The organism is Nocardiopsis halophila DSM 44494, from assembly GCF_000341245.1.
Classification (GTDB): domain Bacteria; phylum Actinomycetota; class Actinomycetes; order Streptosporangiales; family Streptosporangiaceae; genus Nocardiopsis_A; species Nocardiopsis_A halophila.
On record NZ_ANAD01000012.1, the window covers coordinates 1 to 13352 of the forward strand.

Consider the following 13352-nt stretch of genomic DNA (forward strand, 5'->3'; position numbering starts at 1 on the left):
GCGCGTAGGCCTCTCCCGGGCCGCCACCCGGCTGCGGGTGCGGCGGATGCAGGAGTCGGGGCGGCTGCGCATCGTCGGCATCGTGCACCCTGCCGTCCGCGGGACGACCGCCCGCGCCCAGCTGGCGGTCTCGGTCCGGGGCACCACCGCCGCGGCGGTCGCCGCCCAGGTCGCGGCGCTGCCCGAGTGCCGCCGCGCGGAGCTGGCCGCCGGCCGGACGCCGCTGCTCGCCGAGGTCGTCGGGCGCGACCTGGGGCTGCTGACCGCCGCGGTGGACCGGGTGCGCCGGATCCCGGGCGTGTCCGGCATCGACACCGCGGTCTTCACCCACGTGCTCAAGGACCCCTACCTGGCCTCGGCCCCGCCCCCGACGGCCTCCCCCGACCAGGTCGACCACCGGTTGCTGGCCCTGCTGGAGAAGGACGGCCGGCTCTCCTTCGCCGAGCTGGCCGGCTACGTGGGGCTCTCTCCGGGGGCCGTGCGCAGCCGGGTGATGCGGCTGCTGGAAGGGCGTGCACTGCGCGTGACGGGCCTGCTGGACCCGGCCACCGCGGGGCAGGGCTGCCACGGAGGGTTCGCACTGACCCTGGGACCGGGCTCGGAGAACGCCGCCGCGGCCATCGCCTCCTGGGACGAGACCCGGTTCCTGACCCGCTGCCTGGGCCGCAGCGACCTGGTCGGGGCGGTCGCCGCGGAGGACCCGGAGGCCGTGCACGAGGTGCACGAGCGGCTCCGGGTGCTGCCCGGGGTGGAGCTGCACGAGACCTGGCTGCGGTTGGAACAGGTCAAGGACGGTGACCGTGCGTGAGGACACGGGTGGCGCCGGTACCGCCGGACGCGGCCTGCGGCGCTCCGGCGCCTCACCGGTTCCGTCCTCATCCGGCCAGTACAAGGACGCATGGTCCCGATCCGGACGGGTCGGGCGGGAAGGGCGTCCGGTAGCGTGATCCGACGGCGCGTCGGTGGGGCACCGGTGGCCCATGGGCAGGGCCCGGTTTCCACCGCCGTCACCCGGCTCGTGGACGCCCTTCTCCTTTTTCGAATCCGGTTTCCGTGTGCCGGCGGCGTTCGCCGGGGCCCACACATCGAATTTCCGCGAGGGACTACCTTGCGGACCTTGGGGCGGTGGAACCCCCTGGGAGCAGACCCTGGAAGTGCAATTCGACCTCGCGGCGACGGCCGCCCCCGGAGCCGGTCCGCATCCGACCGGGCCCGTCGCCTCCGTTTCCCACGAGGCCGGATCCAATAGGCTCGGGAAACCGGAAGCAGAAGGAATACCGAATGCACAGGGGACCGGCGGCGCCTTCGGCCTTTCCCGGGAGACGCTCGCGCGGGAGGGCTCACTCCTGCCCTCCGCACCGGTGCTCCTCCGCGGAGCAGCGCGAGCGCATACGGCGGTCCTGCCCCGGGCACCTTCCCGCAGCCGCCGTCGCCGGACCGACGCACCCCGCCGTCCCGGTCCGGCCGGGCGGGGACGGGCACCCGTGCGCGACGGGCCGCCGCGTGGCACGATGGCCCCCGTCACTGGTCTAGACCGATGAGGAGCCCACGTGCCTGCACTCCCCCTGGTCCCCCTCCCCGCCGAGACGCTGCCCGGCGGCGCTGCGGGCCGCGGTGCCGACGGCCTGGAGCTCGACGCCTCCACCCGGATCGACGCCGACCCCGAGGCCGTCGGCACCGAGCGCTGGCTCCGCGCGGAGCTGGGCGCCGCGACCGGGCTCCCGCTCCCGCCCGGCCGGGGCGAGGACGCCCGGCTGCGCCTGACCGTCGACCCGGGCGCCGGACTCGGCCCCGAGGGCTACCGCCTCATCGTCGACGACGAAGGGGCCGTGGTGGTGGGCCACGACCCGGCAGGGGTGTTCTACGGCGCGCAGACCCTGCGCCAGCTGCTGCCCGCCGCCGCCTACCGCCGGTCGGCCCTGGGGAACCGGGTCTGGCGGCTCCCGGACGTGCGCATCACCGACCGGCCCCGGTTCGGCTGGCGCGGCTGCATGCTCGACGTCGCGCGGCACTTCATGCCCAAGCACGGCGTGCTGCGCTTCATCGACCTGATGGCCCTGCACAAGCTGAACGTGCTGCACCTGCACCTGACCGACGACCAGGGGTGGCGCCTGGAGATCCGGCGCTATCCGCGGCTGACGGAGACGGGCGCCTGGCGCCGGGAGAGCCAGGTGGGCGCGGGCAGCCCGAAGACGTTCGACGGCCGTCCGCACGGCGGCTTCTACACCCAGGACGACATCCGGGAGATCGTCGCCTACGCCGCCGAGCGCCACATCACCGTGGTGCCCGAGGTGGACGTGCCCGGGCACTCCCAGGCCGCGATCGCCGCCTACCCCGAACTGGGCGAGGGCGGGCCGGTGGAGGTCGGCCGGGAGTGGGGGATCATCGAGACCGTCCTCAACACCTCGGATGCGACGATCGAGTTCTACCGCGACGTGTTCGACGAGGTGATGGAGCTCTTCCCCGGTCCGTACATCTGTGTGGGCGGGGACGAGTGCCCCAAGGGGCAGTGGCGCGCGAGCGCTTCCGCGCAGGCGCGCATCGCCGAAGAAGGGCTCCAGGACGAGGAGGGGCTGCAGAGCTGGTTCATCCGCCAGTTCGACGCCTACTTCGCCGCCAAGGGCAGGCGCCTGCTCGGTTGGGACGAGATCCTGGAGGGCGGTCTGGCCGAGGGGGCGACGGTCCTGTCCTGGCGCGGGACGAAGGGCGGCATCGCCGCCGCGCACGCGGGCCACGACGTGATCATGTGCCCCACGGCGACGTCCTACCTCGACTACCGCCAGTCGGAGTCGCAGGAGGAGCCGATCCCGGTGGGCACCCTGCTGCGGCTCTCCGACGTCTACAGCGCCGAGCCGGTCCCGCCCGAGCTCGAAGCGGAAGGGGCGGACCGGGTCCTGGGCGCCCAGGTCAACATCTGGACCGAGCACATGGACTCGCCGAGGACCGTGGACTACATGGCCTTCCCGCGCCTGTCGGCCTTCGCCGAGGTCGCCTGGTCCTCGCACGCGCGCTCCTTCGACGAGTTCCTTCCCCGCCTCAAGGGCCACCTGGACCGCCTGGACGCCATCGGCGTGGAGTACCGCCCCCTGGACGGCCCGCACCCGTGGCAGCAGCGCCCGGGCGTCGAAGGACGGGCCTGATACGCGTTGCGGCCTGCCCCCCTGAGAGGGCAGGCCGCAACGCCCGGCCGTCGGGCCGGATCCCTCGTCAGGCCAGGGCCTCGGAGCGCTCGTGCTCCCGGATCACCTGGCGGGCGATGTCGGGGTAGTCGGTGATCAGTCCGTCGACGTCCTTGTCCAGCGCCGTGCGCATCGCATCGGCGTCGTTGACCGTGTAGGTGACCACGGCCATCCCCTCGTCGTGCACCGCCTCCACGTAGTCGGCGGTAAGGGTCTTGTGGTTCGGGTTGATCTGGTCGGCCCATTCCGCGTACTCGGCGATCTCCCCTTCGGGGACGTGGCCGAGCAGCCCGTGCGGGACGACCGGGAGCAGGTCGTGCGAGCGCTTCACCGACGCCCAGTCGAAGCTCTGCACGACCAGGCGGTGCTTGCCGCGCTTGCCCACCGGTGCGAGCCAGACGGGGTTGCGGGCCAGGGTCTCGGAGATGTCGGCCTCGATGCCCGGGTAGAGGACCGGGGCCTTGATCTCCAGGAGCAGGTTGAGGCCGTGCTTGCGGAGCCGGTCCAGCGCCTCCTGGAAGGTGGGTACCTTCTCCCCCTCGAACGCGGGGTCGAACCAGGAGCCCGCGTCCAGGCGGCGGATCTCCTCGAGGGTGAATGCACCGACGTCGTAGGAGTCGCGGCCGGGGAACACCTCTTCCGCGTCCGTGGTGCGCTCCAGGGTCGTGTCGTGCACGACGACCAGCTCACCGTCTCTGGTGCGCTGGACGTCGATCTCGACGGTCGTGGCGCCGCGCGCCTTGGCGGCGTCGATGGCGGCGAGGGTGTTCTCGGGCGCGTACCCCGAGGCGCCCCGATGGGCGACGTCGAGGACCGACAGCGCCGCGGGGCCGTCGCCGGGGCCGAGCGGTGAGTAGCGGAGACCGGTGTCGTCAGCTGCCACGGCTGTTCCCCCGCCCACCAGGACGAACGCCAGGGTGGCCGCGGTGAACCCGAGCCGTCGGATCATGACACTCCTTCACATCGCGAGCGGTTCTCACCGACCGTTCAAGGCTCGACTCAGACGGTTACCGCCGGGTGTCGCCGAGGCGAGGCGCCCGTGCCGCCCCCGGGAACTCCCCCACGCGCGGCGAGGCGAAATCTCGACACGATGCACTCCTTGTGACCGATTCGCTACTTGGTGTGCGACTTTTGTTGGTGATGACAGTTTGCACCACGCACGGTGTCATCCCTAGCACGCAAGGTAGTCAAACGAGAGGTCGAAACATGCGCAAGCCCCATAAGCGGTGGATAGCCCTGGCAGGGGCGACCACCGTCTCCTTGGCCGGCTTCGGGCTGTTCGGCGGCGTGTCGGCCGCCGCCGACGACACGGACCTTCCCTGGCCGGTGATCCAGCAGCGGGCCTCGACCTACGCCATCGACGGCTTCGAGATCGGGTACCTGCCTCCGGAGCTGGAGCGCTACGGGATCAGCGCCAAGTCGGCGACGGGCAACAAGGGCGACCGGAGCTCGCACATCTCGTGGGTGCAGGGGCCGGAGGCCACCTACGGCAAGGTCGCCGTCCTCAGATCCTCCGACCTGACCTCGCTGGAGGTCGTGCGCGACAAGCGCTACGACCACCTCGAGGACGCCTCGCTGGAGAAGGCCGAGGACGGGGAGCGGGAGGCCTACGTCTCCGAGTCCACCGGCGACTACTTCTTCCTCCAGGAGAAGGGCGTCGCGGTCGGCGTCTACCTCCAGCCGGAGAAGTGGGAGGCCGAGGAGCTGGCGAAGTTCGCCTCCTCGGTCCGCCCGCAGGCGGCCGGGGAACCGGAGGCCTCGGAAGCGGAGGACACGCCCGAGGAGGAGGCGGCGGAGGAGGATTCCGAGGAGGAGTCCGCCGCAGAGGAGGAGCCTGCAGCGGAGGACGCGGCCGACGAGGAGCCGGGCGGGGCCGACGCTGAGGCCCCGGAGGAGGAGCCCGCCGCCGAAGCACCCGAGGAGGACTCCGCCGAGGGCTCTGAAGAGGCCGAGGAGAGCGCGGAGGCCGCACCGGAGGGCGGGGCCGCCGAGGGGGGCGCCGAGAACCCTGCCGACTCCGAGGAGGCCGCGGACGACGCCACTGACGCCACTGACGGCGCGGACGGCGAGGGCAGCCAGGAGCCCGCCTCCGACCAGGGCACCGAGGACGCCGAGGGTACCGAAGGCGAGGACGCCGAGAGCGACACCTCCGAGGCCGACGGAGCCGAGGCCACGGATGAGGAGGCGGCCGGCGCCGGGACCGGTGACGCCGAGACCGACGGCACCGAGCCCCAGGCGGACGAGGCCGAGGCCGCGACCGACGGCGAGACCGTGGGGATCCGCCTGCCCGAGGGGGCGACCGCGCAGGACGTGCGGGTCTGCCTGGCCGAGGAGATCACCGGCGGTGAGCTGACCGAGGAGCTGCGGGAGACCGCGAAGGACGCCGGGAAGTTCACCGAGTTCTGGGGCGAGGCCGGCCTCACCGACCGCAGGACGGCCGTCGACGCCTGCATCGAGCGGCTGAAGGCCGACGAGTGGTGGTACGAGGACGGCGCTGAGAAGGGATCCGAGGGCGAGGCGGCGCGCTACGACGGCGTGTGGCGCGAGGCCCCGTGGACCCTGCCCGCACAGCGCACGAACGACTGACCGGGTGGTGCGCGCAGCCGCACGCACGACCGGCCGGCACCGGGGGCGCCGCCGTGGAACCACGGCGGCGCCCTGTCCGTGCCGTCACCGTGTCTCGCCCACCGACTCCGTCGGCCCCGGGTCGCGCGCCGAACGACCGAGACGCGCTCCTGAGGTTCGCGTTGGTCTCCGTGGGGCGGCTGCCGGTCATGCGACCGGCCCGGCAGCATCCGCGGCCCAGGCCGATGCAGCGCAGTGCGGGACCTCCCACCGGCCTTGCTCACGGGCCGGAGGCGGACGCCGGGCGACGGGAACGCCGAAGGCCCGCCTTGACCGCCCGCGCCGTCCGGACCCGGCACGGCCCGCGACGCCGCCCCTCAAGCCTCCGCCGCCGGGACGACGGTCCCCTCGGCCTCGCCCAGGCTGATGAAGCCTCCTCCCAGGCCCGGGGCGGTCGCGGTGACCTCCACCCGGTCCCCGTCCTCCAGGAACGCCCGTTCGCTTCCGTCCGGCAGCACCACCGGGTGCTCGCCTCCCCCGCCCAGTTCCAGCAGGCTTCCGCGCTCCTCCCGCTCCCCCTGCTCCGCCCGTGCGTCGCCGGCCCCCGAAACCGTCCCGGTCGACACCAGGTCGCCGGTGCTCAGCCCCGTCCCGTCGGCCGTCAGCTGCGCCACCATCTGGTCCGGGGTCCAGTACGCCCGGCTCAGCCGCGGCCGGGCGACCGTCTGTCCGTTCACCCGCAGGGCGAAGGCGACCTCCAGCGCCCAGTCCGCGACGCTGCGCAGGTGGGGCAGCGGGGGCCGGCGGTCCCGGGGCGGCACGCGCGCCGCGCCCAGGGCGTCCAGCTGCACCACCCACGGCGCCACCGATGTGGCCACCGCCCGGCCCGGCAGCGGTTCCGGCCCGCCGTCCTCCGCAGGCAGGTCGCGCGCCGACCATCCGGCGATCAGGACCGCCCCGAACACGTGCTCGGCGAACTCCCCCACCGGCAGCGGGCTCCCCGGCGTGTTCGGCACCCCCACCACGAACGCCAGCTCGGCCCCCACGTCCAGGCGCAGGCTCGGCCCGTCGCCGCCGTCGCCCTCGTGCCCGTCGGCCGCGCCGTCAAAGCCGCCGAGCCCGTCGGGCCCTGAGACGACACCGTTCCCTCCGCCCCCGGCCGCCCTGCGCCCCCTCGGCCTCGGGACCGTCCCGCCGGGCTCGGTCACCGACGCCGGACGGCTCCCGCCTCCGAGGGGGCGGTCCCCCCACATGCCCGGAAGCAGCCGCTCTCCGGGAGCGAGAATCCGCGCCGCGTTGCGCGCATATTCCAGCGAGCACAGATAGCCGGTGTGCGCGCGCGGGGCGACGGGCGCGGTCATCTCCACACTCTCCAGGGGGATCAGGTGCGGCTCCACCTGGGGACGCGCCCCCTCGTCGGTCAGCATCCCGGACACGCGGGCGCGTACCGCCCGCCACGCGATCGGCCCCATCGCCATGAACGGCACCAGGGACGGCCGAGCGAACTCGGCCATCCCCAGGAGCGGCGCCAGATCGGCCACCATGCCGCCGATCCTGGCCCCGACCCTGGCGGGCCCGCCGCCGCGTTCGCGGAACACCCCGTAGGGGAGGTTGTCCGCCCCGTACCCGGCCTCGTCGGCGCCGGCGACCCATGTCGTCCGCGCACCCCGCACCCGTTCCGTCACGCGGCCCCCTTCCCGACCATCGCCAGCAGACCCAAGCGCTCGGCATCGTGCGGCGGCTCCCCGGTGCTCCGGGCGCCGAGACCGGCGAACACCCGGCGGGTGCGCACCGCGGTCCTCCACCCCACCGCGGCGAACCGGGCCGCGACCAGTTCCTCGTCGCAGGTGCGCAGCGCCTCGCGCACCTCCCCCGCGCCCGCCCCCTCCACGGCCGCCGCCGTGGCCAGCAGCACGTTGAGGTACCCGTGCCGTGCGGGGCGGCCGCCGACCGGCGGCGCCGACACCGCCCGGTGCTGGCCCGCCGCCAGGCGGAACGGCACGTCCCAGAACGCGCACTCGCCGATGACGTCGGCCAGCTCGGTGACGCCGGGCGGCGGGCACCCGCGCGAGCCGTGGCAGCGGATGCGCACCCCGAGCGGACGCGCCCCGCTCAGCGCCCCGATCGCCTCCAGGCGCCGGTGGCCCCTCGGCACCTCGAAGAACACCGTCCTGATCCGGGAGACCCCGCCGACCCGGGCCATCAGGGCCGCCCGGCGCACGTCCTCCGGCAGCGCCCACGTCTCGAAGTGGGTCACCCTCAGCCCCGGCGCCCCGGCGTCATGGGCGGGCGCCCCGCGGCCGTCGCCGTCCAGCACCACGCCCACGTCCAACGGGTCCGAGGGTTCCGAACGCTCTTCTGTCGGGCCCGACGTGGGCCCCTGCGGCCCCGTTCCGCCGGGGCCCGCCCCGGCCGGGGCTCGCGGGACCGGAACACCTTCCGCCAGCTCCCGGTCGACCTCGCCCTGGACCGCTCCCTCCAGGGCCGCGGCCGCGCCGCCCTCGCGCACCCGACGGGCCAGTTCGGGCAGGAGCGGGGCCGGGCACAGCAGGCGCCGGCTGAGCAGCGGATGGGCCAGGATGCGGTCGGTCCTGTTGCGCTGCATCGCCTGGAAGAGCGAGAGCGGCGACGGCGGAAACAGGCCGGCGTCGTCGACCAGCCCGTGCAGCAGGATCTGCCCGGGCGGGGCCGCGCGGTCGACGCTCGGCATCAGCGGGCCCGGCTCCAGGCGTAGGCGGGGTCCTCCGAGGCCCGTCCGGCCGGCCCGGTCTCCAGCGGCCGGACGGTGTCCACCATGACGGCGGTCCCGGTGGTGGCCCGCGCCCCGAGCGCCTCCTCGGCCGCGCCCGGCCGGGGGCCGTGCGCGAACCCGTCCGGCCGCCGGGAGACCGTGTGGCGCTTGCGGGGAAGCGCTCCGACCGCTCGGTAGAAGGGCATGTCGCCGTCCTTTCCGGGGCCCGTCGCCCCCTGGAGCCTCCATGGCTCCTGTGCCCTACGTCGCCTCTGCTTCCTGTTCCGGGACGCCGCCGTCGAGACGCCTCTACGCGCCTCCCTGAGGTTCACCTACCCCGCACGGCCGGTGTTCGCGCGCCGCAGGCGCGCTCGATCGCGGCCCGCACGCGCTCGGGCGGGCCGCCCGGCGGCAGCACGGCGCACAGGTGGGCGTCGGGACGCACGGCGAACAGGGTTCCCGGCGGGTGGCCGAGCGCGTCGGCCGCCGCGCCTGAGACGTCGATCCGCTCCAGGGCCACGGGCGCCACGTCCGCCGGGAGCCCCCGGCAGGCACGGGCCGCGGCGGCCGCATCGGCCTCCCGCTCGGCGAGCACGGTGAATCCGGGGCCCAGCAGGGCCCGCAGACGCACCCGCTCCCGCGCGCCTCCCGCAGCGGGCGTGCACAGGGCGTCGGGGCAGATGTCGCCGGGCACGGGCGCCTCCGGCCGGGCCTGGGGCGGCACGGGCCCGGCGGGCGTGGTCAGCGGGGAGTCCGCGTAGCGGAAGGGCTCGGCGAGCCTGCCCGAGTCGATCCGGTCGCCGGCTTCGGGATCCTCCAGTGCGCGCTCCAGCACGTCTCGGCGGCGGCGCCGGTCCTCGTCGGTGTGCGGGACCAGGAACCGCATGGTGTCCCCGGTGACGCGCAGGTTCTCCTGCGCGGCCGCCCAGCGCTCGGCGTGGTAGGTCTCCATCAGGGCGTCCGCGGCGGCGGGGCCGGGCGCCCGGAGCGCGCAGGCGATCTTCCAGGCGAGGTTCTCGGCGTCCTGGACCCCGCTGTTCAGTCCGCGCGCGCCGAAGGGGGCGTACAGGTGCGCGGCGTCGCCGGCGAGCAGGACGCGGCCCACCCGAAGGCGCTCGGCGCAGCGCTCGTGGAAGCGGTACACCGACGACCACACCAGCGTGTAGTCGCCGTCGCCGACGATCCTGCGGATGCGCGCGTCCAGCGCCCCGGCGCGGCGCTCGGCCTCCAGGTCGAACCCGTCGGGCACCTGCCAGTCGATGCGCCAGGTCGAGTCGGGGCACTGGTGCACGAGCACCTGGCGCCCGGGGTTCCACTCGGGGTCGAAGTGGAACCGCCGCTCGTTGGGGAAGGGCAGGTCGGCGCGGATGTCGCAGATCAGGAAGCGGTCGCCGAACGACTCCCCGGGGAACCCCACGCCCAGCAGCTCGCGCACCGCGCTGCGCGGACCGTCGGCACCGACGACGTAGTCGGCGTGCAGCGCCGCGGTCCCGTCAGGGGCCTGGGCCACGACCCGCACCCCGTCCGCCCCGCCCCCGCCGTCCCCCTCCTGGGCCAGGCCCACCACGCGGTGGCCGAAACGCAGGTCGATGCCCGGTTCGGCGGCGACCGCCGCCAGCAGCTCCTCCTCGACGCGCGCCTGGGAGATGTTGATCCACGGCGGCAGGAGACCTTCGCCGGCCCCGGCTCCCGAGGGGAAGGTGACGGTGCGGACCTCCCGGCCCCGGTAATAGGTGCGCGCGGTGGTCCATGTGGTGCCTTCGGCGACGATGCGGGCGCCCGCCCCCAGGCGCTCGAACACGTCGAGCACATCGCGCTGGAAGCAGATCGCCTTGGAGCCCGTGGAGCGGAAGTAGGCTGCACCGCGCTCGTCCTCGGCCTCCAGGACCGTGCACGGGACGCGCGCGCGGGCCAGCGCCAGGGCTGCCGTGAGCCCGACGGGCCCGGCTCCGACCACGATCACGCGCGGCGGCCGCTGCGGCCCCGCACCCTCCCGTCCCCGCTCCTGGCTCCGGTCACGGCTGCTCATGCGTCCGCCCTCCGGGGTCGAACTCCGCGGCTGCCGCCCGCCGCACCCTTGGATCGGATGTGACGCGCCCCACCCAAGATAACCCGCGGTGCACCTCCGTCCCTGGGCCCGGGGCATGGCGCCGCGATTGCCCCGCCTTGTCGGGCGTTTTACCGAGCGCACCGCGGGTTTCCGCTACTTTCGGTGGCATGACGGTGTTGCGGAGGTCGTTACGGCTCTTGCCAAAACGCCCCTACGCTGCTTACCTTGACCGAGTAGCGGACGCCGCTTGGTGAGAAGCCGTGTGTTCGATAGCCGAATAAGCCACGCGCAGGGCCGGTATCGCTGACTCCCCCTCCCTCAGTGACGCGCCCTGCTTCCCCTCCTGCAGAGTCCAGCCCTCCCCTCCCGGCTGGCCTCGGCGCCAGGAGATGAGAAGGGGCGGTGCCGGCGCGGCACCGCCCCTTCGCGTTCCCAGGACCCGGGCCTCAGTCCACGTGCACCCGGACGACGCCCGCCATGTCGGCCATGCGCACGTCGGTCACGCGCACGTCCAGGCCGGTCCGGGGGGCCTCCAGCATCCTGCCGTCGCCCAGGTAGATCGCCACGTGCGAGATGTAGTCGGGGGCCGTGGGGTCGGAGCGCCAGAAGATCAGGTCGCCGCGGCGGGCGTCCTCCCACTCGACGTGCTCGCCGGCGTGCCACTGGTCGTGGGTGACGCGGGGGATGGCGATGCCCTCCTCGGCGAAGGCCCACTGGAGCAGCCCGGAGCAGTCGAACCCGCCCTCGGCCAGGGACTCGCCGCCCCAGACGTAGGGCACGCCGACCATGCCCTCGGCGTTGGCGATGACGCGCTCCAGGGTGGCCCCGGCGACCTCCTCGCCGCGCGCCCCGGCCGGCCGCGGCTCGGGGTCCTCGGAGAGGAGCTGCAGCGAGGCCTCCTCGCCCAGGACCTCCTCCAGGCGGTCCTTGAGCTCCCACAGGTCGGCGTCGGGGGCCGAAACGATGATCCCGTTCCCCTCGGGGAAGCCGAGATCGGAGGCGAGGTCGCGGGAGACGAGGGCGTCGATGCCCGCGACGCCGGAGGTGGCGTGGGTCCACACCTCGGCGCTCCGGTCGCCGTCGGCGCCGGCGATGTCCACCTCGCTGCCCACGTCCAGCCCGCGCTGCTTGCCCGCGTCGTCGGAGAGCGCGATGCGCCCCTCGGCGATGCCCTCCCAGATCTCGTCGGACTCGGCGGAGGGGCGCGGGGCGAAGTTGCGGAACCGTCCCGGCTCCACGCCCATGACCGAGGTCTCCTCGCCCTCGACGCCCACCCGCGCCGCGTCGACGACCTCGACGGCCTCGACCCCGTCCAGGCCGCGCACCCGGCGCACGGCCTTGTCAGAGAGCGGCTCGGGGGTGACGGCGAAGTACTCGCGGCTGCGCGGATCGCCCGCGGGCGCGACCCGGGTCCCCTCCTCCAGCGCGGCGGCGTCGGCCACCGGCGGGGAGGCGTCGCCGCCGCTCGGCTCCGCTCCGGCTCGGGGCCGGTACCGCGCTGCGCGCCGACGGGGGGCCGGTCGGCGACGTCGGGCTCGGGCTCGGCCCAGGCGGGCGCTCCCAACGCGGAGAAGGCAACCGCGAATGCGACGGTGGTCCCCGCGCATGTTCTCAGCCGGTCCCGCACGAATCGACCTCGCTTTCCCGCGCCTGACGGAGGGTGGGCGGACATCGCGTACAAGCATGGGCGGCGGGAGCGCCGTTTTCAAGCCGCGTCCGGGTGAACACACGAGGAACCGAATCCCCGCCGCTTGGCCGAAACCGGCCACCCACCGCCCCGGCCCGGTCACCTCCAGTGGCGGGGCCCGCGGAGAGCCCGCCCGATCGCCGATCGGCGCCGCGCCCGACGGCGTTCAGGGCCGCCGCACCACGTTCGCCAGGGCAGCGCCCCCGGCCCATCGCCGGAGCTGGTCGTCGACGAACCTCCGCGCGCGGGGGTAGAAGGTGTCCGAGCCGCCCGCCACGTGCGGCGTGATGAACACGTTGGGCGCCTGCCACAGGGGGTGCCCCCCGGGGAGGGGCTCGGGGTCGGTGACGTCGAGGGCGGCGCGGATCCGGCCCTCCTGCGCGAGCAGCGCCCCGGTGTCGAGCACCGGCCCCCGGGCGACGTTGACCACCAGCGCCCCGTCCCGCATCAGGCCCAGCTCCTCGGCCCCGATGAGCCCGCGCGTGCGGTCGGTCAGCGGGGTCAGCAGCACCACGATGTCGGCGCCCGGCAGCAGCCCGTGCAGGTCCTCGATGCCGTGGACGCCCTCCTCAGGCCGGGCCGTGCGCGCCACCTTCACGATCTCGCACTCGTTCGGTGCCAGGCGCGCCTCCAGGGCCCGGCCGATGCTCCCGTGGCCCACGATCAGCACGCGCGTGTCCGCAAGGGAGCGCGTGTAGTGCGGGTTCCAGGTGTCGGCGCGCTGCTCGGCGGCCCACTGCGGAAGGTCGCGCCGGTCGGCGAGGATGAGTGCGAGCGCGTGCTCGGCGGTGCTGGCGTCGTGCAGCCCCCGCCCGTTGCTCAGCTCCACCCCGTCGGGCAGGTGGGGCAGGGCGTTCTCGTAGCCGGCGGTGAGCAGCTGGCACACGCGCAGCCGCGGCATGCGCGCCAGGAGGTCCACCCGCTGCGTGCGCCCGTAGGGCATCACGAAGAACACCACGTCGGCCAGGCCCTCGGGCTCGCCCCGGCCGTCGAAGACGGCGCCGTCGAGCCCCTCGGGCACGGCGGACAGGTTCTCCTTCCAGGGCACCAGGACCCGGTCGGGCATCGCTCCTCCTCGCAACCTGTCGAAGGCCGGGCGCCGAGCCGCCGGCACCGGCCCCGGCGACGGCCCCTCCCCGG

At 74.7% G+C, this 13352-nt stretch carries 10 protein-coding genes; 3 read left to right on the forward strand and 7 right to left on the reverse strand.

All coding sequences use genetic code 11. From position 1 onward, the window contains the following. On the forward strand, positions 1-808 hold an 808-nt coding region (locus tag D450_RS0101175; protein ID WP_017536856.1), incomplete at its 5' end, for an Lrp/AsnC family transcriptional regulator. Positions 809-1550: 742 nt separating this feature from the next. Beyond that, on the forward strand, positions 1551-3140 hold the full coding sequence (locus D450_RS0101180; RefSeq protein WP_017536857.1) for a beta-N-acetylhexosaminidase: 1590 nt from the start codon (positions 1551-1553) through the stop codon (positions 3138-3140). A gap of 67 nt (positions 3141-3207) precedes the next feature. Here the strand turns inward: D450_RS0101180 and D450_RS0101185 are convergent, their stop codons facing one another. Beyond that, positions 3208-4128, reverse strand: a complete 921-nt coding sequence (locus D450_RS0101185) for a glycerophosphodiester phosphodiesterase (RefSeq protein WP_017536858.1) — start codon at positions 4126-4128, stop codon at positions 3208-3210. A 257-nt stretch (positions 4129-4385) separates the two neighbouring features. On the opposite strand from D450_RS0101185, the gene D450_RS0101190 reads away from it, so the two are divergent. Continuing rightward, positions 4386-5765, forward strand: a complete 1380-nt coding sequence (locus D450_RS0101190; protein ID WP_193789643.1) for a KxYKxGKxW signal peptide domain-containing protein — start codon at positions 4386-4388, stop codon at positions 5763-5765. 356 nt (positions 5766-6121) lie between these two features. Here D450_RS0101190 and D450_RS0101195 read toward each other — a convergent pair whose 3' ends face one another. The 6 genes from D450_RS0101195 to D450_RS0101220 all read right to left on the reverse strand — a co-directional run bounded on the left by D450_RS0101195 (position 6122) and on the right by D450_RS0101220 (position 13278). Then, entirely contained in the window at positions 6122-7429 is a 1308-nt protein-coding gene (locus D450_RS0101195; protein ID WP_017536860.1) for a fumarylacetoacetate hydrolase family protein, read from the reverse strand. After that, on the reverse strand, positions 7426-8454 hold the full coding sequence (locus D450_RS0101200; protein ID WP_017536861.1) for a hypothetical protein: 1029 nt from the start codon (positions 8452-8454) through the stop codon (positions 7426-7428). The genes D450_RS0101195 and D450_RS0101200 overlap by 4 nt, the downstream gene beginning before the upstream one ends. Further along, positions 8454-8681 carry a hypothetical protein gene (locus D450_RS0101205; protein ID WP_017536862.1) on the reverse strand — a complete coding sequence of 76 codons (228 nt, stop codon included), beginning with the start codon at positions 8679-8681 and terminating at the stop codon, positions 8454-8456. The genes D450_RS0101200 and D450_RS0101205 overlap by 1 nt, the downstream gene beginning before the upstream one ends. A 122-nt stretch (positions 8682-8803) precedes the next feature. Then, the gene (locus D450_RS0101210) at positions 8804-10504 is read right to left on the reverse strand and encodes an FAD-dependent monooxygenase (protein WP_083932521.1); all 1701 of its coding nucleotides are present in this window, start codon (positions 10502-10504) and stop codon (positions 8804-8806) included. Between the two features lie 467 nt (positions 10505-10971). After that, entirely contained in the window at positions 10972-11967 is a 996-nt protein-coding gene (locus tag D450_RS29150) for a C40 family peptidase (RefSeq protein WP_017536864.1), read from the reverse strand. Positions 11968-12378: 411 nt separating this feature from the next. After that, positions 12379-13278: a 2-hydroxyacid dehydrogenase gene (locus D450_RS0101220; RefSeq protein ID WP_017536865.1), complete on the reverse strand. Its 900-nt coding sequence runs from the start codon at positions 13276-13278 to the stop codon at positions 12379-12381. Between the last annotated feature and the right edge of the window lie 74 nt (positions 13279-13352).